General features: G+C 69.3%; 23 protein-coding genes. 9 read left to right on the top strand and 14 right to left on the bottom strand.

Annotated elements, in window-relative coordinates; genetic code table 11:
* The first annotated feature begins 35 nt into the window (after window positions 1-35).
* Window positions 36-590, top strand: a complete 555-nt coding sequence (locus MKK88_RS17920) for a GrpB family protein (RefSeq protein WP_244002029.1) — start codon at window positions 36-38, stop codon at window positions 588-590.
* 187 nt (window positions 591-777) lie between these two features.
* On the opposite strand, the gene polA is transcribed toward MKK88_RS17920, so the two are convergent.
* The 6 genes from polA to MKK88_RS17890 are packed head-to-tail and all read right to left on the bottom strand — an operon-like array spanning window position 778 to window position 7,953.
* Window positions 778-3,936: a DNA polymerase I gene (gene polA / locus MKK88_RS17915; protein WP_244002027.1), complete on the bottom strand. Its 3,159-nt coding sequence runs from the start codon at window positions 3,934-3,936 to the stop codon at window positions 778-780.
* A gap of 24 nt (window positions 3,937-3,960) precedes the next feature.
* Window positions 3,961-4,320 carry a DUF86 domain-containing protein gene (locus MKK88_RS17910; RefSeq protein WP_244002025.1) on the bottom strand — a complete coding sequence of 120 codons (360 nt, stop codon included), beginning with the start codon at window positions 4,318-4,320 and terminating at the stop codon, window positions 3,961-3,963.
* Window positions 4,301-4,597 (bottom strand): nucleotidyltransferase family protein, encoded by a 297-nt coding sequence (locus tag MKK88_RS17905; protein WP_244002023.1) that lies wholly within the window; start codon window positions 4,595-4,597, stop codon window positions 4,301-4,303. Before MKK88_RS17905 ends, MKK88_RS17910 begins: the two co-directional genes overlap by 20 nt.
* Window positions 4,598-4,656: 59 nt before the next feature.
* Window positions 4,657-6,138: a UdgX family uracil-DNA binding protein gene (locus MKK88_RS17900; RefSeq protein ID WP_244002020.1), complete on the bottom strand. Its 1,482-nt coding sequence runs from the start codon at window positions 6,136-6,138 to the stop codon at window positions 4,657-4,659.
* On the bottom strand, window positions 6,138-7,349 hold the full coding sequence (locus MKK88_RS17895; RefSeq protein ID WP_244002018.1) for a putative DNA modification/repair radical SAM protein: 1,212 nt from the start codon (window positions 7,347-7,349) through the stop codon (window positions 6,138-6,140). Before MKK88_RS17895 ends, MKK88_RS17900 begins: the two co-directional genes overlap by 1 nt.
* Window positions 7,350-7,398: 49 nt before the next feature.
* Window positions 7,399-7,953, bottom strand: coding sequence for a regulatory protein RecX (locus MKK88_RS17890; protein WP_244002078.1), 555 nt, complete (start codon window positions 7,951-7,953; stop codon window positions 7,399-7,401).
* A 224-nt stretch (window positions 7,954-8,177) separates the two neighbouring features.
* Here MKK88_RS17890 and MKK88_RS17885 point away from each other — a divergent pair, with 224 nt between their 5' ends.
* From MKK88_RS17885 to grpE, 3 genes are all read left to right on the top strand, one after another.
* Window positions 8,178-9,599 carry a TAXI family TRAP transporter solute-binding subunit gene (locus tag MKK88_RS17885; RefSeq protein WP_244002016.1) on the top strand — a complete coding sequence of 474 codons (1,422 nt, stop codon included), beginning with the start codon at window positions 8,178-8,180 and terminating at the stop codon, window positions 9,597-9,599.
* Between the two features lie 75 nt (window positions 9,600-9,674).
* A complete protein-coding gene (locus tag MKK88_RS17880; RefSeq protein ID WP_244002014.1) occupies window positions 9,675-12,467 on the top strand; it encodes a [protein-PII] uridylyltransferase in 2,793 nt (930 codons plus the stop codon).
* A gap of 101 nt (window positions 12,468-12,568) precedes the next feature.
* Window positions 12,569-13,180, top strand: coding sequence for a nucleotide exchange factor GrpE (grpE, locus tag MKK88_RS17875; RefSeq protein ID WP_244002012.1), 612 nt, complete (start codon window positions 12,569-12,571; stop codon window positions 13,178-13,180).
* Window positions 13,181-13,198: 18 nt separating this feature from the next.
* On the opposite strand, the gene MKK88_RS17870 is transcribed toward grpE, so the two are convergent.
* From MKK88_RS17870 to MKK88_RS17860, 4 genes are all read right to left on the bottom strand, one after another.
* Window positions 13,199-13,570, bottom strand: coding sequence for a hypothetical protein (locus tag MKK88_RS17870; RefSeq protein WP_313902325.1), 372 nt, complete (start codon window positions 13,568-13,570; stop codon window positions 13,199-13,201).
* Between the two features lie 178 nt (window positions 13,571-13,748).
* Window positions 13,749-14,486, bottom strand: coding sequence for an outer membrane protein (locus MKK88_RS17865; protein ID WP_244002010.1), 738 nt, complete (start codon window positions 14,484-14,486; stop codon window positions 13,749-13,751).
* 36 nt (window positions 14,487-14,522) lie between these two features.
* Window positions 14,523-14,657, bottom strand: coding sequence for a hypothetical protein (locus tag MKK88_RS33880; protein ID WP_279602378.1), 135 nt, complete (start codon window positions 14,655-14,657; stop codon window positions 14,523-14,525).
* A complete protein-coding gene (locus MKK88_RS17860; protein ID WP_244002008.1) occupies window positions 14,654-14,983 on the bottom strand; it encodes a hypothetical protein in 330 nt (109 codons plus the stop codon). The genes MKK88_RS33880 and MKK88_RS17860 overlap by 4 nt, the downstream gene beginning before the upstream one ends.
* Window positions 14,984-15,133: 150 nt before the next feature.
* Between MKK88_RS17860 and MKK88_RS17855 the strand changes: the two genes are divergently transcribed.
* A complete protein-coding gene (locus MKK88_RS17855) occupies window positions 15,134-15,979 on the top strand; it encodes a DUF6502 family protein (protein WP_244002006.1) in 846 nt (281 codons plus the stop codon).
* 11 nt (window positions 15,980-15,990) lie between these two features.
* Window positions 15,991-17,310 carry a DUF5666 domain-containing protein gene (locus MKK88_RS17850; RefSeq protein ID WP_244002005.1) on the top strand — a complete coding sequence of 440 codons (1,320 nt, stop codon included), beginning with the start codon at window positions 15,991-15,993 and terminating at the stop codon, window positions 17,308-17,310.
* Window positions 17,311-17,357: 47 nt separating this feature from the next.
* Here the strand turns inward: MKK88_RS17850 and ada are convergent, their stop codons facing one another.
* A complete protein-coding gene (gene ada / locus MKK88_RS17845; RefSeq protein ID WP_244002074.1) occupies window positions 17,358-18,461 on the bottom strand; it encodes a bifunctional DNA-binding transcriptional regulator/O6-methylguanine-DNA methyltransferase Ada in 1,104 nt (367 codons plus the stop codon).
* 331 nt (window positions 18,462-18,792) lie between these two features.
* On the opposite strand from ada, the gene MKK88_RS17840 reads away from it, so the two are divergent.
* Window positions 18,793-19,014 carry a hypothetical protein gene (locus MKK88_RS17840; RefSeq protein WP_244002003.1) on the top strand — a complete coding sequence of 74 codons (222 nt, stop codon included), beginning with the start codon at window positions 18,793-18,795 and terminating at the stop codon, window positions 19,012-19,014.
* 109 nt (window positions 19,015-19,123) lie between these two features.
* Window positions 19,124-19,741 (top strand): class I SAM-dependent methyltransferase, encoded by a 618-nt coding sequence (locus MKK88_RS17835; RefSeq protein ID WP_244002001.1) that lies wholly within the window; start codon window positions 19,124-19,126, stop codon window positions 19,739-19,741.
* Window positions 19,742-19,764: 23 nt separating this feature from the next.
* On the opposite strand, the gene MKK88_RS17830 is transcribed toward MKK88_RS17835, so the two are convergent.
* The 3 genes from MKK88_RS17830 to MKK88_RS17820 form a co-directional block, all read right to left on the bottom strand.
* Complete coding sequence (locus MKK88_RS17830) at window positions 19,765-21,273, bottom strand: hypothetical protein (RefSeq protein WP_244001999.1); 1,509 nt, start codon at window positions 21,271-21,273, stop codon at window positions 19,765-19,767.
* 235 nt (window positions 21,274-21,508) lie between these two features.
* Window positions 21,509-22,765, bottom strand: a complete 1,257-nt coding sequence (locus MKK88_RS17825; RefSeq protein WP_244001997.1) for a glycosyltransferase family 2 protein — start codon at window positions 22,763-22,765, stop codon at window positions 21,509-21,511.
* Between the two features lie 218 nt (window positions 22,766-22,983).
* Window positions 22,984-23,730 (bottom strand): YebC/PmpR family DNA-binding transcriptional regulator, encoded by a 747-nt coding sequence (locus MKK88_RS17820; RefSeq protein WP_244001995.1) that lies wholly within the window; start codon window positions 23,728-23,730, stop codon window positions 22,984-22,986.
* A gap of 196 nt (window positions 23,731-23,926) precedes the next feature.
* Between MKK88_RS17820 and MKK88_RS17815 the strand changes: the two genes are divergently transcribed.
* Entirely contained in the window at window positions 23,927-25,006 is a 1,080-nt protein-coding gene (locus MKK88_RS17815; protein ID WP_244001993.1) for an SDR family oxidoreductase, read from the top strand.
* Window positions 25,007-25,085: the final 79 nt, after the last annotated feature.

Here is a 25,085-nt window from a genome sequence, read left to right as displayed (position 1 = left end):
AGAGGGTCAATCGTGGAAGGTCGCAGGCGGACCCCATGACGGACGATTCATTTTTTCGCCTCGCAGCCGACTGCGACGCAGCGCGTGCCGCGGCCGAACGCCTGTTCCAGACGGTCACCGACCAGTTGCACCCGCAACTTCCCATGTCGGCGGAGATCCGACACGTTGGGGCGACTGCCATACCCGGCTGCCTGACCAAGGGCGATCTCGACATGGTGGTGCGCGTCGCGCGCGCCGACTTTGCCGCAGCCGATGAACGGCTCGCACGGCTCTTCGCCCGAAACGTAGGGTCGATCCGAACCGATGCGTTTTCGGCCTTCGCCGATGCAAGCCGGACCCCGCATCTCGGTGTGCAATTGACCGTCAAAGGGGGCACCCTCGACGTGTTTCATCACTTTGCGGACGCTTTACGGTCTGATCCCGCGCTCGTGGAGCGCTACAACGCGCTCAAGCGGGCGCATCAGGACTGGCCGATGGCGCTCTATCGACCGGCCAAGGATGCGTTCATTGCCGGTGTTCTGAGGGAACGCTCGCTCCGTTCGCGAGGACAAAGCGGTTTAACCTCGATCCAATCCGCGCCCTCATCCTGAGGTGCCGCAGCGCAGCGAAGGCCTCGAAGGAGCCCTCCAGAAGTCGCTTTGATGCCTGGAGCCCTCCTTCGAGGCCCGCTGACGCGGGCACCTCAGGATGAGGGTGATGGATTGGACATCCGGCATCGTGCGGCTTCGTCCGTGCCGGATTTAGGCCGGCGATGCATCGTTCGCGGTTGCCGCGCCCTCAATGCGCCTCCTGCCAGTTCCCGGCCGCCTTGGCCTCCACGACCAGCGGCACGCGGAGTGTAAGAGCCGGCGCCGGCGCCTGCTCCATCACCCCGGCGATAACCGGAATCGCCGCATCCACCTCGTCCTCGGAGACCTCGAACACCAGCTCATCGTGGACCTGCAGCAGCATCTGCGCCTTGAGCTTCTTAGCCGCCAGCGCCGCCTCCATCCGGGTCATGGCCCGGCGGATGATGTCGGCGGCCGAGCCCTGGATCGGCGCGTTGATCGCCTGCCGCTCGACGCTGGCACGCTCGGACGGGTTGTTGGAGCGGATCTGCGGATAGTGGCAGACCCGGCCGAACAGGGTGGTGACGTAGCCCTTGTCGCGGCAGCTGCGCTTGGTGGTGTCGATGTAATCGCGGATCCCCGGGAACTGCTCGAAATACTGCTTGATGAACGCCGAGGCCTCCTCGCGCCCGATTCCGAGCCGGTCGGCCAGCCCGAAGGCCGAGATGCCGTAGATGATGCCGAAATTGATGGTCTTGGCCCGGCGCCGGAGATCCGGCGTCATCTCCTTGAGCGGCACGCCGAACATTGCGGAGGCCGTGGCCGCATGGATGTCGATCCCATCCGCGAACGCCTTCCGCAGCTCCGGGATGTCAGCCATGTGGGCGAGCAGCCGCAGCTCGATCTGAGAATAGTCAGCTGAGATCAGCCGGTTGCCGGGCGCCGCCACGAAGGCGCGGCGGATGCGCCGGCCCTCCTCGGTGCGGATCGGGATGTTTTGCAGGTTCGGCTCGGACGAGGACAGCCGCCCGGTGGTGGTCGCCGCCAGGGAGAACGAGGTGTGGACTCGCGCCGTCTCGCGATCCGCATGGGTCTGGAGCGAATCCGTGTAGGTGGATTTCAGCTTCGAGAGCTGGCGGTATTCCAGGATCTTTTTCGGGAGTTCGTGCCCCGCCTGGGCCAGTTCCTCCAGCAACGTGGCCGGCGTCGCCCATTGGCCGGAGGGCGTCTTCTTGGCCCCCGGCAAGCCCATCTTCCCGAACAGGATATCGCCGATCTGCTTCGGCGAGCCGACCGAGAACTTCTCGCCGGCATCCTCCTGGATCTCCTCCTCAAGGCGGACGAGGATCTGCGAGAAGTCGCCCGAGAGCCGGCTCAGCATCTCCCGGTCGACCCGGATGCCCCGCTGCTCCATCCGGGCGATCACCGGCAGCAGGGGCCGCTCCAGGGTCTCGTAGACCGCGACCCGGTGCTCGGCCACGAGGCGCGGCTTCATCATCCGCCACAGGCGCAAAGTGACGTCCGCGTCCTCAGCGGCGTAGGCGGTGGCCTTATCGATGGCGACGCGGTCAAACGTGACCTTGTTGCGGCCGGTGCCGGCCACATCGGAGAACGTGATCGGCTGGTGGCCGAGATGGCGACGGGCCAGCTCGTCCATGCCGTGGCCGCCCTTGCCGGCGTCGAGCACGTAGGAGATCAGCATCGTGTCGTCGAAGGGCGCGATCTCGATGCCGTAGCGGGCGAGCACGACCCAATCGTATTTCAGGTTCTGGCCGACCTTCAGAACGCCCGGGTTCTCCAGGAGCGGCTTCAACCGGGCGATGGCCTCCTTCAGGGGGATCTGGCCGGGCACCGGTTCGGCCACGTCGGAGGCCGCAGCGCCCTCACCGAACAGGTCGGTGGCGTCGGCCTGCACCTTCACGGCCTGGATGTGGGCGAGCGGGATGTAGCAGGCCCGGCCGGTCGCCACCGCCAGCGAGACGCCGACGAGGCCGGCCTTGTGGGCATCGAGGGCGTCGGTCTCGGTGTCGACCGCGATCACCCCGGCTTCCTGGCTTTCCGCGATCCAGGCGTCGAGCTGCTCCAGGCTCGCGACGGTCTCGTAGGCGGCGGTATCGAACGGCGCCACCGCCTCAGCGGCGCGTGCCGCCACGACATTGCCCGGCGTCGCCTCGACGGGCGCCCGGGGCTTGGCGGGGGCGTCCGGCAGGTCGAGATCCGCGAAGGGATCGATCTCGCCGCCCTCCGGCGGGGCGGCCCCCGGTGGGCGCTCGGCGCCCGCCGCCGCGGTCTCGGGGTCCGGCGGCACGGAATCGCCGAAGAACGGCACCGCGTCGCTGCCCCCTGCGCCGTTGCTATCGCCATGCGGCCGGGCGCCGGGCAGGAGCCGCGGATCGGGCTTCACCGCCTCGGGATCGACGTGCAGCATCTGGGCGATGCGGCGGGTCAGGGTGTTGAACTCCATCGCCTTCAGGAAGCCGACGAGCTTCTCCGGGTCGGGCTTGGGCACGCCGAGCTCGTCCAGCGGCACCGGGACCGGCACGTCCTCCATCAGCGCCACGAGCTTTCGCGAGAGCCGCGCCTGATCGATGCTGGCGAGCAGGGTTTCCCGGCGCTTGGGCTGCTTGATCTCGCTGGCCCGCTCCAGCAGCGCGTCGAGGCTGCCGAATTCCTTGATCAGGGCTGCGGCGGTCTTCAACCCGATGCCAGGGACGCCGGGCACGTTGTCGGAGGTGTCGCCGATCAGCGCCAGCGCGTCGCCGATCTGGTTGGGCTGCAGGCCCTCCCACTTGGCGATGATCGCCTCGACATCGAGGTTGCGCTCCGGCCGATAGCCGGGCTTGCCCTTGGCGCCGGATTCGAAATCGTAGAACCGCACCTGCGGCCCCACGAGCTGCATCAGATCCTTGTCGGAGGAGACGATGATGACACCCGCGCCCCGCGCCTCGGCCTGGCGGGTGTAGGTGGCGATCAGGTCGTCGGCCTCGTAGCGCTGCAGCTCAACGGCGTGCAGGCCGAAGGCGCGCACCGCGTCGCGCATCAGCGGCATCTGGCGCTTGAGGTCGTCCGGCGCGTCCGGGCGGTGGCCCTTGTAGTCCGGGAACATCTCCTTGCGGAACGAGCCCTCGGACTTGTCGAAGACGATGCCCAGATGGCTCGGCATCGTGCCGGCGGCGCCATCCTGCAGGAACTGCGCGATCTTGGTGCAGAACAGCCGCACGGCGCCGGTGGGCAGCCCGTCGGAGGGACGCGAATTGTACTTCTGGTCCTGGTTGATCGACTGGAAATAAGCCCGGAAGATGAACGACGAGCCGTCGACCAGGATCACCTGATCGCCGGGGCCGACGGGTTTGGTCTCGGGGCTCGCGTCGGGCTTCGCGTCGGTCATGGGGCTCGGGCGGCTCGGGGGCGATCAGGAATCGGGCGCGCGGTCCAGCTCGGCGCGGCAGGCCGCGACGAGAACGGGCAACTCGTGGTGGACGGTGAGCCAGACGATGTCCAGCGTCACGCGATCGTAGCTGTGGCGATAGACGTTGCCCGCATCCGCGATCTGTCGCCACGGCAGGCCCGGATGCCGGGCCTTGGTCTCGGCGCTCAACCGGCGGCTCGCCTCCGAAACGATCTCCAGGCAGCGGACGACTGCGAAATGCGTGCGCTCGTCCGCCTCGAAGGTCTCAAGCGTGAATCCGGCCACGAAGCGAGTGGCGCGATCCGCGTTGGCGATGATGTCTGCGCAGGCGGTCCGCTCGCGCTCAGAAGGCGAAAACGGCATCGCGCTCTGCGTGCGTGCGGACCCGCGCCTTCAGCGTCGCCCGATTCGCAACGTCGACCCGGATCGGAAACAGGTCATCGATGAAGTGGCACAGCCCGACATAGCCATAGACACCGCCGACGACGGGCGCGTCGATCTCGATCATCACGTCGAGGTCGCTCTCCGTCCCCGCCTCGCCGCGAGCGACCGAACCGAACAGGGCCGCGTGCAGGACCCCGCGGCGGCGCAGTTCCGGCTCGTTGGCACGCAGGATATCGAGGGCGGCGAGCTTGTCCATGGTGGCAGAACTCGGAGAATCGGCGCCCGCCAGCATAACAGAACGCGAGGCGGAGAGGATCACGCCGCGAGCTCTTGCCCGAGCGCCTCCACCCGGCGCAGGTCGTCCACGAAGGCCGCGTAGGCCTCCGCCTTCGCCTCGTCGGGCAAGCGCAGCAGATAGGAGGGGTGGACCGTGATGAAGCCCTGAAAGCGGTTGTCGTGCCGCTCGAACCGGAACGGGCCGCGCGCCCGGGTGATCGGCACCGCCTTGCCGGTCAGCGCCAGCACGGCGGTCGCGCCGAGCGCCACCACGAGCTTGGGGGCGACGAATTCCAGTTCCCGATCGAGCCACCAGCGGTAATGGCTGACCTCGCCGGCCGTCGGCTTCTGGTGGATGCGGCGCTTGCCGCGCTCCTCGAATTTGAAATGTTTGACCGCATTCGTGAGGTAGCTCGCCCCCCGGTCGATCCCGGCTTCCGCCATGGCGCGGGAGAGGAGCTGTCCGGCGGGTCCGACGAAGGGCCGGCCCTGCCGGTCCTCCTGGTCGCCCGGTTGCTCGCCCACGAAGGCGATGGTGGCGCCGACCGGCCCTTCGCCCAGCACGGCCTGGGTGGCGCCCGGGACCAGCGGCTCGGTCCTGCGGATGATGGCGTTCAGCGCGTCGAGGGTCTTGGGATCCTGGTCGGCCATCGCGGCGACGGCGCGGGCGGGTTCGCGGCGTGTGGGCAAGATCGGCTCCCTCTCGATCATCGCTTCGGTGCGCCCGGCCGCCGCCCGGACCAGGGCGGGGATCGCGGCGGTCTCGGGCATGTTGTGCCAGTATTTTTTCGGCATCTCGGCCCGCATGGCCTTCAGGTTGGTGCGGGCCGGGTTGAACGTGCTCTCGTAATAGGTCTGCCAGCCGGCCTCGAACCCGTCGCCCTCGGGGAGTTTTCCGCGGTCGCCCGGAGGTCCGAGGGTCAGAGTCTCGGTGTCCCAGTGGGCCGAGCCCTCCGGCGTCAGGATCGACCAGCGCATCCCGCGGAAGCGGTTGACGAAGAACGGGGCCGCCGCCTCAAGGATATGGTGGTCGGGCTCGAACCACGCGACGAAGTGCTCGCCGCCGCTGTTTTCGGCCCGGCGGAAGCGCAGGAAGGCGTGCATCTTGTGCAGATCGCGCCCGATCGCCTTCGCCATCCGGTGGAGGCGATGAACCAGTGGATCGCTGCCGACCTCCATCAAGTGCCGCTCGCCGTGGCAGACGCGCCAGATCAGGGCGTAGAGCAGGCCGTAGCGCTCCGGGTCGCGGTGGGGGATCACCTGCGGGATCAGCGCGGCGACGGGTTTGGGGAGAGCGAGCGGCGCGGCTTGAGTGGCTTCGGCATCGCTACCGAATAGGCCAGGGGAATCTGTGATCGACCACGTCACCGCCTCGGGCGGGACGCGCTGCGCGACAAGGCTCCGGGCGGCGCTGCGGAAGCCGTCGAGATCGGCACCCGGGCGCAGGGTGATCGCGCACGGCGCGGGCGCATCCCCTCCTCCCGCAGGGGGGGAAGGAAGAGTCGTGGTTCCGAGCCTCATCAGAACAGGCTTAGCTGCGTCGCCGGCTCGACAAGCCGCGCACGCAGATCCAGCCGATCGGTCAGCCCCACCGGACGGTGATCGGCAGCCACCAGGAATGGTCGCGCCCGCTTCAAGCCCGACGTCAGCCGCGCGACGTCATCCAGGCGCAGGGTCGCGTGGCGGCGGGCCGCTACGATCTTATCGACCGCCCGCGCCCCGAGCCCCGGCACCCGCAGCAGCCATTCCCGATCGGCCTTGTTCACATCGACGGGGAATTTCTCGCGGTGCTTGAGCGCCCAGGCGAGCTTCGGGTCGATATCGAGGGCGAGCATCCCGCCTTCGGAGGCATCGGCCACCTCGTCGGGGGTGAATTCGTAGTACCGCAGCAGCCAATCGGCCTGGTACAGACGATGCTCGCGCTGGAGCGGTGGCGGCTTCGGCGGCAGGATCGCGGACCCGTCCGGGATCGGGCTGAAGGCCGAGTAGTAGACCCGCTTCAAACCGACGCTGCCGTAGAGCAGCGCGCTCTTGCGGATCAGCGCCTCGTCGGTGGTGGCATCCGCCCCGACGATCACCTGCGTCGAGTGCCCGGCCGGCGAGAAGCGCCGCTTCTCGGCCTTGGCCTGCACAATCCGCTCACCGATCTGCGCCATGGCGCCCTGAATCGCGGCGCCGTCCTTCTCCGGTGCCAACTGCTGCAGGCTCGCCTCAGTGGGCAGTTCGACGTTGATCGACAGGCGGTCAGCGTAGAGGCCCGCCTCCTCGATCAGCCAGGGACTCGCCTCCGGGATCGACTTCAGATGGATATAGCCGGCAAAGCCATGATCGCGCCGGAGCGACTTCGCCACCCGGGTCAGCAACTCCATCGTGTGGTCAGGCGACTTGATGATGCCCGAGGACAGGAACAGGCCCTCGATGTAGTTTCGCTTGTAGAAATTGAGGGTGAGGTTCACGACCTCCTCGACCGAGAATTTCGCTCGCCGCACGTTCGAAGAACGGCGATTGATACAATAGGCGCAGTCGAACAGGCACCAGTTGGTCAGCAGGATCTTCAGCAGCGAGACGCAGCGCCCGTCCGGTGTGTAGGCGTGGCAGATCCCGGCGCCGGTCGTGGACCCAAGACCGTCCTTGCCGGCGGCCCGCTTCGGCGCGGCCGAGGACGCGCAGGAGGCATCGTATTTTGCGGCATCGGCCAGGATGCGCAGCTTTTTGGCGAGGGTCTCATCCATCGAACAGACAATGAACGACACGGCCCAAGGTGCAAGGGCGAGCCACCCTTCACCCCAGGTCGCGATGCCGCACCCGTAATTCCGTCTCCTCCACCTCCGCATCGACCACGTGCCGGGCGAGGGCGTAGGCAAACCCGGCCCGGGCCATCGCGGCGAGATCCCGGTCGCGGTACGCCGCCCGCTGGTCCGGCCGGCGAAACGGCCCGAGCCGCCGCCGCTTGGCATAGGCTTGCGCAGCCTGCGCCTCGATATCGGCGGCCTCCCCCTCCGGAACGGCATCGCGCTCGGCCTGCATGGCGGCCTCGACCACGTCGCGCGGAACGCCCTTGGCGGCGAGCTTGGCCGAGACGCCCCGGCTCGACGTGCCCCGGCGGCGCAGGGTTGCGACCCGGGTCTCCGTAAAGCGCGCATCGTCCACGAGGCCGGCCGAGATCGCCCGCGCCACGGTGGCGGCGATCATTTCGGCGAAGGCCGCCGGATCCTCGCCGCGCAGCCGCGCCCGCTTCTCGACCCGCCGCGCCAGGGTCCGGCGCAGCATCTCGGTGGAGGCGCTGTAGCGCTCGAGGTAGTGCAGCGCCGACCGTTCGAGCCAGGTCGGGCTGATCGGCTTCGGTGGCGGAACGGCGGCTTGGCGGCCGTCCGGTCCGGGTTCTGCAACGAATGGTCGTTTCACCGGTTCTTCACGATCTCGACAGGTTTGCGTTCCATGACTTGGGTATGGAACGCGCGCAACGCGACAGGCTCGGCCATGGCCCGAACCACAGTCCCTCGCCCGATCGTCCCCGACCCCCGTGGCGGCAGCGCCTCCACGCTCTGGCGGCGTCTCTGATGCGGCGCGAATGGCTCCTGGTCCTGGTGGCCCTGGGGCTTGCCGCGGTCGCGGCTGCGATCGTCTATCTGTCGCGCCCGAACACGCTCACGGTGGCGGTCGGCCCCCAGGACGGCCCCGAAGCCGCACTGATCGAAGCTTATGCGGGCGCCCTCGACCGGGCTCGCGAGGATGTCCGCCTCAAGGTGGTGCGTTACGGCGATGTCCGTGACAGCGCGATGGCGCTCCAGCGGAACAAGGCCGATCTCGCCGTGGTCCGCCCGGACGTGTTCCTGCCCGAAAACGGCCTGACGCTGGCGATCCTGCACGACGAGGCCCTGGTCATCGCGGCGCCTGAGGCGGCCGATATCGACGACATCCCGGCCCTGGCGCGCAAGCGGCTCGGTATCGTCGTGCGCCACAGCGCCGATCTGCCCTTTCTGACGAACCTGCTCTCCTTCTACGATCTCGTGCCCGAGAACCGGGGCGAGACGGTGCTCGAGGACGGCGCTGCAACCGAGGAGGCGGAGACCGGCCACGTGGTGGTGGTGCCGCTGAAAGTCGGCGATGTGACGGCCGCGCTCAACGACAAACGGGTCGATGCGGTCGCCGTCATCGCGAGCCCGGCCTCGAAGATCGCGGCCGCGATGGTCCATGCCGTCGAGCTGGGCTCGCCGGAACGCAAGATCGGCTTCGTCTCGATCCCCGACGGCGATGCGATCCTGCAGCGTTTCCCCGAACTGCAGGCGGTGACCATCCCGGCGGGGACCTTCGGTGGGCGCCCGAAGCGCCCCGACGAGGAGATCAAGACGGTCGGCGCCTCCTACCGCCTGATGGCCCGCGGCACGGTGAGCCGGGTCGCAGTCGCGTCGGCGACGCAGCACCTGTTCGAGTGGCGCTCGCGGCTCGCCTCCACGGCCCCCGTCGCCAAGCTGATGAAGGCCCCCGACTTCGACACCACGGTGGCGGCGACCTCGGCCCGGCTGCCGAACCATCCCGGGGCGGTCGACTATTTCGAGCGCGAGCAGCAGACCTTCCTCGACCGCTACGAGGATTACATCTATCTGTTCGCCTTCTTCGGCGGGACGATCGGCTCGGGCTTCGCGTGGCTGGGGCAGCGGCTCGCCCGCAAGCGCCGCGAGCGCGTGGATTTCGTTCTCGATCGCCTGCTCGCCATCATGGGCGAGGTGCGGGCGGCGACCCAGATCGAGGCGCTCGACGCCCTCGCGGTGGAGACCGACGGGCTTGTGGCCGACGTGGTCTGCTACGCCCGGGAGCGCAGCATCGATACGCGCACGGTGAGCGCGCTGATCCTGGCGGTCGACGGGGTTCACGCGGCGATCGCCGATGCCCGGCGCCAGACCGATCACGCGCAGACGCGCAGGACCACCCGGAGCCGGACGGCGCGGCTTCTGGCCCTCGACCTGCCGGCGGCGGAGTAATGATACGCGGGCACAGCGACCCGGGCTGCCGCGCTGCATGGCTGGCGGCGTAGGCTTATCATGCTAACGGGAGCTATGTTCGATCCCGTTGCCGCCCTTGCCACGGTCCTGGAAAACCTCGATCGCGAGGCCCGCGAGCCCACCAAGCTCCGGGCCGCGCTGGTCCCGCATTTGCGCCGGGTGATCGAGGAGGGCCACCGCGCCGCCGAGGCTCAGCTCCTCGCGGACCGCAACGGCCTGCACTGCGCGCAGATGCTCTCGAACCTCACCGACGCGGTGGTCCGGGCGATTCACGACGCCGTGGTCTGGCGGCTCTATCCCAATGACAACCCCTCCACCGGTGAGCAGCTCGCCGTGGTCGCCACCGGCGGCTACGGACGGGGCACGATGGCGCCGGGCTCGGACATCGATCTGCTGTTCCTGCTGCCCTACAAGCAGACCGCATGGTCGGAAAGCGTCGTCGAGGCGATGCTCTACGTGCTGTGGGACCTGAAGCTGAAGGTCGGCCACGCGACGCGGTCCGTGGAGGAATGCCTGCGCGAGGCGCGGGCCGACATGACCATCCGGACCGCCCTGCTGGAAGCGCGGTTCCTGTTCGGCTCGCGGACCCTGTTCGAGGAGCTGGTGACGCGCTTCGACATGGAACTCGTGGTCGGCTCGGCCGCCGAGTTCGTGGAGGCGAAGCTGCGTGAGCGCGACCTGCGCGTCTCGAAGGCCGGCTCGTCCCGCTACCTCGTCGAGCCCAACGTCAAGGACGGCAAGGGGGGCCTGCGCGATCTCAACACGCTGTTCTGGATCGCCAAATACACCTACCGGGTGCGCGATCAGGCCGAGCTCGTCAGCGCCGGCCTGTTCACCCCGGAGGAATACGCGCTGTTCGAGCGCTGCGAGGAGTTCCTGTGGCGTGTGCGCTGCCACATGCACTTCGTGACGAAGCGCGCCGAGGAGCGCCTGTCCTTCGGCCTGCAGCCGCGGATCGCCGAGCGATTCGGCTACGAGGCGCGCGGCGGCCTCTCGGGCGTCGAGCGCTTCATGAAGGCGTATTTTCGCTTCGCCAAGGATGTCGGCGACCTGACCGCCATCGTCTGCGCGGAGCTGGAGGCGCGCCACGCCAAGCGCACGCCAGTGCTCGATCGCTGGATCGGCCGGTTCCGGGACCGGTTCCGGGCCACCGCCATGGAGGCTGAGGATTTCTGGATCGACCACGGCCGGGTCAACCTGCGCGCCGAGGACGCCTTCGAGCGCGACCCCGTCAATCTGATCCGCCTGTTCTGGCTCGCCGACCGGCACAACCTCGCGATCCATCCGGACGCCAAGCGGCTCGCCAACCGCTCGCTGCGGCTCATCAACCCGTCGCTGCGGGGGGACCCGGACGCCAACCGCCTGTTCCTCGACCTCCTCACCTCGCGCAACGCCCCCGAAGAAGCCCTGCGGGAAATGAACGAGGCGGGCGTGCTCGGCCGGTTCATCCCGGATTTCGGCCGCATCGTCGCGATGATGCAGTTCAACATGTACCACCACTTCACGGTGGACGAGCACCTGCTGCGCACGGTCGGCGTGCTGGCCGACATCGAATCGGGCCGCAACCAGGAAACCTACCCGCTGGTCTCGCGCCTCGCGCACACGATCCACAATCGGACGGCGCTCTACGTGGCGATCCTGCTCCACGACATCGCCAAGGGCCGGCCGGAGGATCACTCGATCGCGGGCGCCGCCATCGCGGAAAAACTCTGCCCCCGGTTCGGCCTGAACCAGGCCGAGACCGAGACGGTCTGCTGGCTCGTGGAACATCACCTGCTGATGTCGATGACCGCCCAGAGCCGCGACCTGTCGGACGCGAAGACGATCGAGCGTTTCGCCGCCAGCGTACAGAGTCTGGAGCGGCTGAAGCTCCTCACGATCCTGACGGTCGCCGACATCACGGCGGTGGGCCCCGGCGTCTGGACCGCCTGGAAGGGCACCCTGATCCGGACCCTCTACGACGAGACCGAGGTCTACCTGTCGGGCGGCCATTCCGAGATCGCCCGCACCGACCGGGTGCGCCTCGTCCAGATGGGCCTGCGCGAGCGGCTGCCAGGATGGTCATCGGAGGAGTTCGACGCCTATGCGAGCCGGCACGGGCAGGCCTACTGGCTCAAGGTCGATGGCGTGCGCCAGCTGAAGAACGCGCTGTTCCTGCGCGAGGCGCTGAGCGACGGCCGCACCAGCGCCACCGATTTCGCCCTCGACCCCGTGCGGGGGGTCACCGAGATCACGATCTACTCGCCGGATCATCCGCGGCTGCTCGCCATCGTCACCGGCGCCTGCGCGGCGGCGGGCAGCAACATCGTCGACGCACAGATCTTCACGACGACGGACGGGTTCGCCCTCGACACGATCGTCATCTCCCGCGCCTTCGAGCGGGACGAGGACGAATTGCGCCGGACGAAGCGCATCACGGCGTCGATCGAGCGGGCGCTGAAGGGCGAGATCCGCATCGCCGACCTCATGGCCGACAAGCATCCGCCGACGACCACGCGCGCTAAGACCTTCCCGGTGCCGCCGGACGTGATCATCGACAACGCCCTGTCGAGCCGGGAAACCGTCGTGGAGGTCACCGGCCTCGACCGGCCGGGCCTGCTCTACGAATTGACCACCGCGTTCGGCCGGCTGTCGCTCAACATCACCTCGGCGCATGTGGCGACCTTCGGCGAGCGGGCGGTGGACGTCTTCTACGTCACCGACCTCACCGGCACCCGGGTGACGCAGCCCGACCGGCAGGCCGCGATTCGCGGGGCCGTGATGGATGTGTTCGCCGGCGACGTCGCCGCCCTCAAGGCCGGGGGCCTGGAGGCGCTGGTCGCGGCACCGCCGCCGCGCGAGGCGTGAGCAACGGGTTGATTTCGCTGGCCCCGGGCCAGATATCAGCGCCGGTTCCGCGTGCCTGAACCCCTCTCCCGAACGACTGAAACACGATGACGAGCAACGACATGCCCCAGGATGACCAGCGCCAGACCACGGTCGAGGCCGGTGCCGGTGCGGCCCAGGATCCCGCCTCCGCGGGTCACGGCGCCGAGGCGTCCGTCGATCCGATCGCGGAGACCCTGGCCCTGCTCACCGCCGAGCGCGACGAGCTGAAGGACCGGACGCTGCGCACGCTCGCCGAGATGGAGAATCTGCGCCGCCGCACGGAGCGTGAGGTCGCCGACGCCCGCGCCTACGCGGTCACGAATTTCGCCCGGGACGTGCTGAACGTCGCCGACAACATCCGCCGCGCCCTGGACAGCGTGCCGGCCGACGCGAAGGCCACGGCCGACGGCGCGCTGAAGGGGCTCATCGACGGCATCGAGCTCACCGAGCGCGACCTCGCCAAGACCCTGGAGCGGCACGGCGTGAAGATCGTGGAGCCGCAGGGTCAGAAGTTCGATCCGAACCGGCATCAGGCGATGTTCGAGGTGCCGAACCCGGACGTGCCCGCCGGCACCGTCGTGCAGGTTGTGCAGTCGGGCTACGTCATCGGCGACCGGGTGCTGCGCCCGGCCCTGGTGGGCGTCGCGAAGGGCGGTCCCAAGGCGGCAGCCAACCCGGCCGACGCCGCCTGAGCGGGCCGGCGGCGCGCCCTATTGGCAGGGCAGCGCCGCCGCGAAATCGGCGATGAACTGCGCCGTCTCGCGGGTGTGGGCCGGCGCGCGCGGGTCGCGGGCGACCATGCCCGCCTCGACCTCCAGACGATGATTGCAGGCGCAGGCCGTCAGATTGCCCGACATCATGTCGGCTGAGCAGAGATCGTGGTGCGCACAGGCGCGGTCGAGCGCGTCGATCGGCCTGTAGCCGGGACCGCGGTTCCCCGGTCCGCAGAAATTGCCGTAGATCAGAACGGCGCCCCGCCCGGTCGGCCCGGGCGGGATGATCTCCTGGGCCGATGCGGCGATGGCGGAGATCGAAAGGGCGAGAAGCATCGCCGCGGGGACGTGCAGGCGCAGAGTGCTCACGGACGATCCTGTCGGAAAGGCCCCGATACCGCGCGGCGGCACCCGTGCGGCATTCGGCACCGCCGCTTCCGGACCAGCCGTGGTCACGCACGACCGGCCTATGACGTCGTAGAGCCGAACGCCGTGCATAGCGCCTCAACCCGGCCGGTCCGTCAAGATCCGTTTGCCTCAATACTGATTAGAAACGGTAGTTCACCCCAGCTCGGACCAGGGCGAACCCTGAATCCTGTTTGCCGGCACCATAATACGCCGGGACGCCAGCGCTGTAGTATGTCGTCCCGGCGAAACCCCGGTCGAGATGGAGGTACAGGGCTTCCACCTTGGCCGACAGCTTCTCGGTGAAGGCGTACTCGATGCCGCCACCCGCGGCGTAGCCCGTCCGGTCTGTCCCGGGCAGCGTGTAGGGGTAGGAGGCGGCGTAGGACGAACGGGAGCCACCGCCATACGCAAAGCCGCCGGTCCCGTAGATCAGCACGCGGTCGAAGGCGTAGCCGAGCCGGCCGCGGACCGTCCCGAAATAGTCGAGGCTCGGACGGACGCTGTAATAGGGCGTCGTGCCAAGATAGGCCGCATCCGCCTTGGCGAAGGCCGTGCCCTGGATGTCGGTCTCGACGCCGATCACGAAGCCGGAGCCCGGCGTGAACTGATAGTTGTAGCCGACCTGCCCGCCGCCAGCGAAGCCGCCGGACCGGTTTCCCCCGGTGACCGTGCCGTAGGTCGGATCGGTGAAGCCGCCGCTGCCCGTGTTGAAGGCGTAGCCGGCGTTCACGCCGGCATAGAAGCCGGTCCAGGTGAAGGCCGGCGGCAGCGGGAGCGGCGGAGGCGGCGCGCGACGGGGCAGATCCGCGGCCTGGGCGCTCAGCGCGGCACAGCCTGCCGCGGCGCCGAGGCAAGCGGCGCGAAACGATATCGTCATGGGGGTCTCTTGTGTGGGGCGGCCCGAAGCCGCGGGTCAGAAGGCCAGCAGCAGCAGGCCGACCACGGTCACCGAGAGGATCAGGCAGAGCGCGAGATCGAGGACGGGCGCGCCACCGCAGGTGGGCGCCGGCCGCATGGCGTCGCGCTCGATCTTGGACAGGGCGATCACGACCGTATCTCCGCATGTCCGGTGGCGCGCAGGGCCGTCCTGGCGGTCCTGAGGACACGTGCGGGCGTGACCGCCCGCGTGGGTGCCGCCGCCCCGTCTGAGGGGTTGACGGGAGCGGCGGCCTGCGACGCCTTCGTGCCGCCGATGCGGTGGACCGTATCCGCAGCAGCGATACCGAAGGCGGGCAGTGCGAGGGCGGCGAGGACGCACAGGATGCGCCCGAGCCGCGGCATTGGGTTGTCCGTGCAGGACCGATTGACGGCCAAGTCCTCGATCCGGAGGGGTGGCAGCGCGTTCCCGACGTGAATGCGCGTCTCGGCCGTCATGACATCTCTCCGCAGGTCGTGTGGGAAATTTGACCACGCCAGCAACCTACGTGTGCAAAAATCCCACGTCAACGCGGAAACGACGTTTCCGAGTGCGTCGGCGCACGTTGTGGGATTGTCTCCCACGCAACATGCGGTATCGATGATCCAATGTCCGAGACCGCCGAAACACCGCAAGAAGGCGCGGCCCTGCACGCGCCCCTGGCACGGCTTCTGCGGCCGCTCGTGCGCTTGCTGGTGGCACGCGGCATCACATTCCCGGCTCTCACCGATCTCCTGCGCGAGCTCTACGTGAACGTGGCCGAGTACGACTTCGCCCTGTCCGGCAAGGAGCAGACCGACAGCCGCGTCTCCCTACTCACCGGCATCCACCGTAAGGAGGTGCGGCGCCTGCGCGGGGCCGGCGCCCCCGTGAGCGCGGTGCCCGCGGTGGTGTCACGCACCAGCCGGATCATCGCCCGCTGGATCGCCGACCCGGCCTTCACCGACCCGCAGGGCCATCCCCTGCCGCTGCCGCGGACCGCCGAGGACAACGCGCCCTCCTTCGAGACGCTGGTAGCCGGGGTGACGCGGGACCTACGCCCCCGCGCAGTCCTGGACGAGTGGCTCGACCGCGGCCTCGCCTTCACGGATGCGCAGGATCGGATCGTGCTGGCGGAAGCCGCTTATGTGCCGCGGGGCGACGGCGCCGAGGGGCCGCAGCTCTACTATTTCGGCCGCAACCTGCACGACCATATCGCGGCCGCCGTCGCCAATATCGTTGGCGACAAGCCGCGGTTCCTGGAGCGGGCCGTCCATTATGACGGGCTCTCGCAGGAACTGGCGGCCAAGCTCGAGGCGCGGGCCCGCGAGATCGCCATGGAGGCGCTGCAGCAGGCCAATCGGGAGGCGCACGCCGCCTGCCAGGAGGATCCGGGCGGCGATCACCGTTGGAATTTCGGCCTCTACGTCTATGCGGAGGCCGCGCCGTCGGCGCGGCCCACGGACGGGCGCTGAGGGGCCGGCCGGTGCGGACCCAGCCCAACCGCCGGTTCGTCCTGCGCCTCCTCGCGGGCGCAGCGTTGCTGCGGCCGGCTTCCGTATGGCCGCAGGACGCGCCGCGCGACCAGGGCATCGGCGGCACCGGCATGATGCGGACCGATGCGCCGCGCGAGAACCCGCTTGGCGAAGGCGACCGCGGCATCGGCGGCACCGGGGTGATCGGCACGATCCGGCGCTTCGGATCGATCGTCGTCAACGACCTGCGCATCGCCTATCCGCCGGAGGTGGAGGTGCGCATCGACGGCGCCGCCGCGAAGGCCACCGACCTGAAGATCGGGCAGGTCGTCCACGTGGTGGCACGGCCGGAGGGCGGCGGCCTCGCCACGCGCCGGATCGACGTGACCAGCGAGGTGGTGGGGCCCGTGGAGGCGATCACGCCGGGGCGGATGATCGTGCTGGGCCAGCGCGTTTCGACCGCAGGCCTGACCGGCGACTGGAAGCCCGGGGCGCGGGTCGCGGTGAGCGGGCTGCGGCGACCGGACGGGGTGATCGTGGCCAGCCTCATCGAGCCGCGGGACGCCGGGCCGGACCGGGTCGCCGGACCGGTGCGGCGCGGGGCGGACGGCGCCCTCCTGATCGGGGCCTTACGCCTGACGGGGGCCGACACCCTGCCCCCGGGCAAGCGCGCCCTGGTGACAGGCTCGGCGGCGGACGGGGTCCTGCGCACCACCAACGCCGCTCAGATCGGCCTGCCCTTCCCGCCGGGGCTGAAGCAGGTCTCGATCGAGGCCTATATCGGCCGCGCAGGCGGGGGGCTCGACATCGGCTCCGGCTACCGGGTCACCGGCCGACCGGGAGCGACGGTGCCGCGACAGGGAAGCGTCCGCGCCGTGTTGACCGCCGGCATCGCCCGGGACGGCGACCTGACGGTTGAGCGTCTGCGGATCGAGGACCGCATCGCCCCCGTATCGCCGCAGCGCGAAAGCCCGGGTTTCGAACGGGAGCGCGATCGCCTGGACCTGCGCAACCTGCCCGACGAGTTGCCAGGCCGCTTCGGCGCGGAGCCCGGGGGGCGGTCGGGCGGCATCGGCGGCTCCGGTGAACCGCGGGGATTGGGCATCGATACGCGGCCCGGGGGTGGGCCGATCTCCGGTGGCGAGGGTCCGGGCGGCTTCGGGGCGCCGCGGGTTGGACCGGGCGTTCCGCCACCGGGCGGCCCCGGCGCCTTCCCGGTCGGCCTTGGCGGATTCGGCGGCCCCGGAGGTCCGGGAGGCGGTCCGGGGGGCTTCGGCGGGCCTGGCGGTGGATTCGGTGGGCCAGGAGGGCCGCCGGGCGGCCGTCGCTAGGGCCGTGTCAGAGGGTGCCGTGCCGATCTGACACCCGCACTCCCTCCCTAAGTAGGGACGGGATCACTGCATAACGGAAAGCCCTCCGCCTCGCGCTGAAGCAGGTCACGCTTGCGCGCCACGCCCCAGCGATAGCCGGACAGCGCCCCATCCGAGCGGACCACCCGGTGACAGGGTATCGCGACCGCGATCGCATTCGCGCCGCAGGCCTGGGCCACCGCCCGGGTCGCCGCGGGGAGCCCGATGGCGCGGGCGATCTCCGCATAGCTCGCGGTCGAGCCCACGGGGATGCGCCGCAATGCCTCCCAGACCCGCTGCTGGAAGGCGGTGCCGCGGATGTCGAGGGGCAGATCGAGGCCGCGCCCCGGCGCCTCCACGAGGCCGATGACGCGTGCCATCCAGTCCTCGAAGGCCGGATCGCCGCCCTCGATCTCCGCCCCCGGAAATCGGTCCTGAAGATCCTGAAGGAGCGGTTCGGGCGCGTCGCCGAGCAGGATCGCGCAGATGCCTCGGTCGGTCGCCGCCACCAAGATCGCGCCCAGGGAACAGGCGCCGATCCCGAACCGAATGCGCAGGCCCGCCCCGCCCTTCCGGTACAGCGCCGGCGCCATGCCGAGGCGTGCGGCGCCCTCCGCGTAGAAGCGGCTCGCCGCGCCGTAGCCGGCTTCGTAGATGGCCTCGGTGACCGAGGCTGCACCGGGCAACCGGGCGGCGAGCCCCGCGGCCCGATGGGCGGCGGCGTAGGCCCGCGGCGTCACGCCGGTGGCGGCCTTGAACACCCGGTGGAAGTGATAGGCGCTCATCCCCGCGGTCCGGGCAAGTGCGGCGAGCGACGGTTCGGTCTCCGCCGTCTCGATCAGCCGGCAGGCACGGGCGACCGCCTCGGCCCGGCGCTCGGCGAGGCCGGGCGCGTCGGGACGGCAGCGCCGGCACGGGCGGAAGCCGGCGGCCTCGGCCTCGGCGCAGGTCCGGTGGAAGGTGACGTTCTCGGGCCGGGCGGTCCGCGACGGACAGCTCGGGCGGCAATACACGCCGGTGGTGCGGACCGCGTACACGAAGGTGCCGTCCGCCCGCGCGTCGCGGGCGAGGAGCGCCGCCCAGCGTTCGGCATCGGGATCCGTCGCCGGATCGGGCCTCGGAACGACATTCATGGCGACGGCACTCGCAGGCTTGGCGGGGGCGACGAGGAGGGGCATGACGGACACGGCCTGGCGAGCGAGGGGCGGTGCATCATCCTGGCCGTCCGCCGCCGGCCCGGCATCCCGCGCCTTGCTGCCGAATTCGCGGCCGCATCGTCCCAGATCCGGGGCGATGCTGTAAAGCCGGCGGCCGGGCTCGGCCCGGGCGAACGCCTCACGAGGGTGACCGCGGTGCCAAACCACACCGCCCATATCCATGTCGGACAGGACGGATGGCTGTTCCTGACGACCGGGACGAACGATGTCCGCGGCCCGTACGAGCGGCCGGAGGAGACGACCGGTCATGCCGTACATGCTGACGATCCTGCTGGCGAAGACGTTGCGGGAATTGCACGTCCTGTGGAGCACGTCGCTCGACTGGGCCTCCATCGAGGGCGTCCGGCCCGACATCGTCGTCGCCGAGGGGGCCGAGCGCTTCATGATCCCGGTGCCCGACGACGCGGTCCCGGTGGAACGCGACGCGCAGGAGCGGTACGGCGCAGAACTCGCGGCGGCACGCGGGTGAGCGACGTCCCAGCGTCGGCGACAAAATAGTGCCCGCGTTGATAACCTTTCCGACCCTATTCGGGGTATGACGTTGCGCCAGGGCGTTGCGGTGTCGAGGGGGCCGGCCTGTGAAGGCGTGGATCGGAAAACTCCATGGCGATCTGATCTTCGACCGGCGGACGCGCGTGCTCGCCGATGCGCTGACCGGTCTGCTGCCCCGCGCCGCGACCGTTCTCGACGTCGGGTGCGGTGACGGGACCATCGCGGGGCTCTGCCGCACGATCCGGCCCGATCTTCACATCGAAGGGATCGATGTCCTGGTGCGGCCGGACACGATCATCCCGGTGCGCCCGTTCGACGGCAGGACGTTGCCGTTCCCGGATCGATCGTGGGATGTCATCACCTTCGTCGACGTCCTGCACCACACCGAGGACCCGGTTCAGCTCCTCCGGGAGGCCGCCCGCGTCACCCGGCACCATGTGATCATCAAGGACCATCGATCGGAGACCAGGTTCGACCACCTGACGCTCGCCCTGATGGACTGGGTCGGCAACGCGCCCCATGGCGTCGCCCTGCCTTACAATTATCAATCGTCGAAGCAGTGGGACGCCCTGTTCAACGAGGCGCGCCTGTCCGTTGACACGACGAGCACCGCGATCCCGCTCTACCCCTTCCCGCTGAACAGGGTCTTCGGCCGGAAGCTGCACGTCCTCACGCGCCTCCGTCCCATTGGCGCCGGCGCATAGCCGACGGATCGGTGCAGGCTCGTCTAAAGCAGCTTCGGATCCTGCGATCGCGTCCGCCTGGTCTGCCAGAGCCGAGCGGCGATCAGCAAGGCCAGAAGGGGGATCAGCCAGATGACCCGCGCCTGGTAGCGGGCGAAGACGCCGGATGCTGCCCCACAGATCAGCGCGTTCAGGATCACGCCCATCGGGATCAGGATGACGGCCCCGGCCAAGTGAGAGGACGGGTCGGAACCGTTCACCCGCGCGCGCGCGAAGAGGCCGAAGCACCGCGTCTTGAAGATGGCCCAGACGATGAGGATCCACGCCAGCATCACGATGGCGATGTGAAGGACCGCGACGAAAAGCGGATTCGCTCTCACATCGCAGGTATCCGGCGCCGCCTCACAGGCTTTCATATCGGGAACGATGCGCAGGATGGCGGTTCGATGCCACCATGGAAACTGCAGGAATAGGGCCGGCGACTTCATCGGCTCCCAGACATAGAAGGTTATGAGCTGCTGCAGCCCGTTGCTCAGAAGACGGGCGACGATGGCGACAGGCGCGCGGGGGACGACGGCGGTCACGAAGGCCGCCTCCTCGTCCCGTAATCTGTCCCGGGTCGCGTAATCCGAGACGGAAAACACCCCCTTCGCGGGATCCTCCGACCAGAGGATCTCATCCTCGCTGGTGAACGGTCGATCCGCGAACCGGCACAGGGTCGGGCTGACGCCGTTCGGGCACAGGGCCGTCAGATAGTCTCGGCCCGGCCCGTCCGCGAGGAGGCGCGCCATGAGAAAGGGGGGCGCGCGCTGAGCAACACCGGCATCCGCTTGGTAGAGCGCGCCGAAGGCCCAGGTCATCGACATGGCAACCAGGATCGACAGGGCGAGCCATCCCGCACGGATCGCGATCACCGTTGGTGGCGTCCGGGATGCGGCCAGGATCGCGAGCGCGAGGCCCGAGAGGCCGACCGCGAGCGCGATGTTGACGGCATGGAACGTCAGGCTCGCCACGAGCAGCCCCCACAGCATGACGCGCTCAACGGCGGAGAGCCGCTCGGGGCAGACGGCGAGGAGGGTGACGGCGATAATCAGCAGCCCGGCATAGAGGTCCGGCATCGCGAAGGCGGCGAAGAACGGCAGGCTTGTACCGAGACCGAGCACCAGGATCACGCCCTGGTACAGAAGGGGCGTGGCCACCGGCAGCAGCCTGCGGGTCAGGACATAGATCGTCCACGCCGCCAGGAGCGCCTGCCCCCCGGCGAGGAGCCACAGCGTTCCGAATCGGACCGCGAGGACGAGGACGAGTCCGTAAAATGGCGATCGGCCGCCCGCGATCGTTGCCGGGATCTTATCGCGCATCGCTTGCGAGTCCGGCATGACCGAGGTCGGATCGGTCAGGCGGTTCTCGTCGAGGTCCGGCAGCGCGATGCCCAGCCGCCAAGCGAGATACTCGCCCTGCGAATAATACCAGGCCGTGTCGGCGAAGACCGAGGGCCTTCCATTGGCGGCCGCGACGGCGAACAGAATCGCACCGGCGAGGAGGATGTGCATCCCCCACGCCCTGCGATCACCCCGAGCCCGGGCACCGGTCACAGCCTGACGGTATCGCGCAAGGGCACCCAACGATCGGGCTGTCATCATGATCGTGACCCCAGACAGGGACCGCGATGACCCGCCTCCGATCGCAGGGTAACCCGGACCATCGCCACGTCCTGGCCCAGACGTGCGACCCTGTGCCGGAACGACGTCCCGTCCGGCCGAGGGCGCGCGCAGCAGGACGCCCGTTTCACGCCGCGGATTGCCGGGGTTCCGCGGCCTCCACCTCGGGGGCCTTGGTCTGGAGGAATTCAGCCTCGTTGCCGCCGATCACGGCCAGCAGGAAGCCGCCGAGCGCATTCTGAGCGCCGACGACGAGAAACGTCGTCCCGGCCACCGCGGGCAGGACGCTGCCGATCGGGCCGTAGCTGTGCCGGGACCAATACCAGATCACCAGCGACAGGATGGTGATGCCGGCCATGAAGGCGATCAGGCCGGCCCCCAGCATCGTTTCCAGGGAAACCCAGGATGTCCACCGCGCCAGACGCCGCCGCGGTCGACGATAGCCTTCGCGGACACCGTAGAGATGCGTGGCCGCAGCGAACAGGCTCAGGCTGTGGGCGAGCCCAAGCATGGAGCCCGCAAGGATCACCCAGTAATTGCCCAGGAAGAACGTCCGTTCTGCCCCGAGGGTCAGGGCCACCGCCGCCAGCAGCAGGATGGCGAGACCGCAGCTCGCGAGCAGAGCTGCGGGGGCTGCGAAGATCCCCGTCGGGCTCAACATCAGCAAATACCGCAGATGGCGCCAACCGTCGCGCCACGGGCGAAGGTGCGGGCCGCGACCGCGACAATCGCGCGACAGGGTCGCGGGGCGCTGGGCGATGCGTTCGCCCTTCAGCGCCGCCTTGATCACCATCTCGCTGGCGAATTCCATGCCGCTGCCGCGCAGGTTCAGCCGCCGGTGGCATCCCTTCGTCAGGGCGCGCAGGCCGCAATGCGCATCCTCGACGCCCGCCCGGAACAGCAGGTTCAGGATGCCCGTCAGCACGGGGTTGCCGATGTAGCGGTTTTTCCACGGCATGGCGCCGGCCGCGATGCCCCCCTGAAAGCGCGACCCCATGCAGAGATCCGCGCCCGAGCGCAGCGCGCTCACCATGGCGACCGCATCCCGGAAATCATACGAGCCGTCGGCATCGCCCATGACGAGGTAGCGGCCCCGAGCCGCCTGGAATCCGCCAGTGAGCGCCGCCCCATAGCCGCGCTGGGAAACCACGACCACGCGCGCGCCGGCAGCGGCCGCGATTGTGCGGCTCCCATCGCGACTGCCGTTGTCGGCGACGATGATCTCACCCTTCAGGGCCTGCGTTTCGCTGAGCTGCTCGAGGGCCACGCGCGCCGTCGCCAGGGCGGTCGGCAGGGCCTGTTCCTCATCGAGGCACGGAATGACGATCGAAACGTCGATCGGGCCCGCGCTTTTCGCGCTTGAAGTCCAGTCGTTCCGACTCATGGAAACCGTCCGAGCTGCTCGTCGGACAGGCTAAGGAACGAGAACCTGCGGTTTGGTTAACCAAATCGGAATCGACCGTCGTGCGATCTGAAATCCGTGACAGGAATCCAGTACAGGCACGAACGGGCAGCGCCGATCCTACCCTTGGGTGACACGTTCTCCTCGAAATAGGGCGATACAAGCTTCGCTCAGCGCACAGAACCGGCCGCCCCGCCTGCTCAGGCCTGAAGCTTGGCGACCAGCGCGTCCGACAGGGCGAAGTTCACGTAGACGTTCTGGACGTCATCCTGATCCTCGATCACCTCGACGAGGCGGATCAGCTTCTCGCCGGTCTCGTCATCGACGTCGATCGTGTTCTGCGCCTTCCAGATCAGGCCGGTGCGGCTCGGATCGCCGAACCGGGCCTCCAGCGCCTTGGCGACCTCGCCGTAGGAATCCTGGGCGCAGATCACCTCGTGCCCGTCCGGCCCGGAACTCACATCGTCGGCGCCGGCCTCGATGGCGGCTTCCAGCATCGTGTCGGCATCGGCCACGGTGGCCGGATAGGCGATCACGCCGACCCGATCGAACATGAAGGCGACCGCGCCGGTCTCGGCCAAGCTGCCGCCCGACTTGGTGAAGGCCGAGCGCACGTCCGAGGCGGTGCGGTTGCGGTTGTCGGTCTGCGCCTCGACGATCAGGGCGGCGCCGCCGGGGCCGTAGCCCTCGTAGCGGATGTCCTCGTAGTTCTCGCCATCGGCGCCGGCGGCCTTCTTGATGGCGCGCTCGATATTGTCCTTGGGCATGTTCTCGGCGCGGGCCGCCAGGATCGCGGCGCGCAGGCGCGGGTTCATCGCCGGATCGGGCGTGCCGAGCTTGGCCGCCACGGTGATCTCGCGGGCGAGCTTGCCGAACACCTTCGAGCGGACCGCGTCCACCCGGCCCTTGCGGTGCATGATGTTCTTGAACTGGGAATGGCCTGCCATGGCGTATCGGACTTTGTTCGTTGGCGCGGGCGGGGGTGAGGACCCCGCCGACGCGGCTGTGAGGTCGTTCGCGTTATAGGCTGCCCGGTTTCGACGAAGCAACGCGCTCACCCACGCAGTTCGTGATCGGATGGAAGCGGAAAGATCGGCGCGATCGGGCGTTGGCGCAGGGATTTTCTCTGGCGCTGGGGACCTGATGTCGAGCCGGAACGGACGCAATACGGTGATGGTGGCGGGCGCGAGCGCCGGCGTCGGACGCGCGGTCGCTCATGAATTCGCCCGACAGGGCTGGAATGTCGGCCTGATCGCCCGGGGCGAAGCGGGGCTCCGGGGCACGATCCGCGACGTGGAGCAGGCCGGCGGCCGGGCGATGGCCTTCATGGCGGACGTGGCCGATGCCGACGCCGTCGCGCAGGCGGCCGATGAACTGGCCGAGCGGTTCGGCGGCATCGACGTGTGGGTCAACAACGCGATGGTGACGATCTACGCGCCGGTGCAGGAGACCAAGCCGGAGGAATTCCGACGGGCCACCGAAGTCACCTACCTCGGGCAGGTCCACGGCACGCTCGCGGCGCTCAAGCACATGGTGCCGCGCGACCGGGGCACGATCGTCCATATCGGCTCGGCCCTGGCCTATCGGTCGATCCCGCTCCAGGCGAGCTACTGCGCCGCCAAGGCCGCGGTGCGCGGTTTCGTCGACAGCCTGCGTAGCGAATTGCTCCACGACGGCAGCCGGGTGCGTCTGACGATGATCCAACTGCCGGCGGTCAACACGCCGCAATTCGATTGGGCGCGCTCGCGGCTGCCGCGCAAGCTCGAGCCGGTGCCGCCGATCTACCAGCCGGAGGCCATCGCCCGCCATGTGTTCAAGGCGGCCCACGATGCGCCGCGGGAATTGTGGATCGGCGCCTCGGCCTGGAAGGCGATCGTCGGCAACATGCTGATCCCAGGCTGGATCGACGGCTACCTCGCCCGGCATGGCTATCGTGGGGAGATGACCAGCGTGCAGGCCCAGAAGAACCGCCCGGACAATCTCTACGACCCGGTCGATACCGATCCCGGGGCGCATGGCCGCTTCGATGCCCGCGCGACCGGCCATGTGGCCGCCGCCGATCCGCGCTGGCTCAAGCTCGGGCTCGCGGCGGCGCTCGGCGTGGTGGCGGGCACGATGCTGTTCGCCACCGAGGCGCAGGGCCGCGGCGAAGGGCGCCGCGAGGGGCGCCGGGCCATGCTCGACCGGCGCAGCACCCCCACGCGGGCCCGGCCCGGGGGGTGAGAATCCTCGACCAGCCGGGGCGCGGGCAGGCCCACACGCAGCTCCGGAACCGCCGCTGCACCGCCGAAGGGCGGCGCGG

Source organism: Methylobacterium sp. E-005, assembly GCF_022829725.1.
GTDB lineage: Bacteria > Pseudomonadota > Alphaproteobacteria > Rhizobiales > Beijerinckiaceae > Methylobacterium.
Note: the sequence above shows the minus strand (reverse complement) of the source record. Positions and strands in the feature narration are given on the sequence as shown.

Excerpts from the sequence above, each read along its gene's own strand:
- MKK88_RS17865 (WP_244002010.1), bottom strand. The coding sequence starts at position 14,486 with ATGACGATATCGTTTCGCGCCGCTTGCCTCGGCGCCGCGGCAGGCTGT.
- MKK88_RS17855 (WP_244002006.1), top strand. The coding sequence starts at position 15,134 with ATGTCCGAGACCGCCGAAACACCGCAAGAAGGCGCGGCCCTGCACGCG.
- MKK88_RS17860 (WP_244002008.1), bottom strand. The coding sequence starts at position 14,983 with ATGACGGCCGAGACGCGCATTCACGTCGGGAACGCGCTGCCACCCCTC.
- MKK88_RS17815 (WP_244001993.1), top strand. The coding sequence starts at position 23,927 with ATGTCGAGCCGGAACGGACGCAATACGGTGATGGTGGCGGGCGCGAGC.
- MKK88_RS17920 (WP_244002029.1), top strand. The coding sequence starts at position 36 with ATGACGGACGATTCATTTTTTCGCCTCGCAGCCGACTGCGACGCAGCG.
- MKK88_RS17895 (WP_244002018.1), bottom strand. The coding sequence starts at position 7,349 with ATGGATGAGACCCTCGCCAAAAAGCTGCGCATCCTGGCCGATGCCGCA.
- ada (WP_244002074.1), bottom strand. The coding sequence starts at position 18,461 with ATGAATGTCGTTCCGAGGCCCGATCCGGCGACGGATCCCGATGCCGAA.
- MKK88_RS17825 (WP_244001997.1), bottom strand. The coding sequence starts at position 22,765 with ATGAGTCGGAACGACTGGACTTCAAGCGCGAAAAGCGCGGGCCCGATC.
- MKK88_RS17880 (WP_244002014.1), top strand. The coding sequence starts at position 9,675 with ATGTTCGATCCCGTTGCCGCCCTTGCCACGGTCCTGGAAAACCTCGAT.
- MKK88_RS17840 (WP_244002003.1), top strand. The coding sequence starts at position 18,793 with ATGCCGTACATGCTGACGATCCTGCTGGCGAAGACGTTGCGGGAATTG.
- polA (WP_244002027.1), bottom strand. The coding sequence starts at position 3,936 with ATGACCGACGCGAAGCCCGACGCGAGCCCCGAGACCAAACCCGTCGGC.
- MKK88_RS17885 (WP_244002016.1), top strand. The coding sequence starts at position 8,178 with ATGCGGCGCGAATGGCTCCTGGTCCTGGTGGCCCTGGGGCTTGCCGCG.
- MKK88_RS17910 (WP_244002025.1), bottom strand. The coding sequence starts at position 4,320 with ATGCCGTTTTCGCCTTCTGAGCGCGAGCGGACCGCCTGCGCAGACATC.
- MKK88_RS17900 (WP_244002020.1), bottom strand. The coding sequence starts at position 6,138 with ATGAGGCTCGGAACCACGACTCTTCCTTCCCCCCCTGCGGGAGGAGGG.
- MKK88_RS17905 (WP_244002023.1), bottom strand. The coding sequence starts at position 4,597 with ATGGACAAGCTCGCCGCCCTCGATATCCTGCGTGCCAACGAGCCGGAA.
- grpE (WP_244002012.1), top strand. The coding sequence starts at position 12,569 with ATGCCCCAGGATGACCAGCGCCAGACCACGGTCGAGGCCGGTGCCGGT.
- MKK88_RS17830 (WP_244001999.1), bottom strand. The coding sequence starts at position 21,273 with ATGCACATCCTCCTCGCCGGTGCGATTCTGTTCGCCGTCGCGGCCGCC.
- MKK88_RS17820 (WP_244001995.1), bottom strand. The coding sequence starts at position 23,730 with ATGGCAGGCCATTCCCAGTTCAAGAACATCATGCACCGCAAGGGCCGG.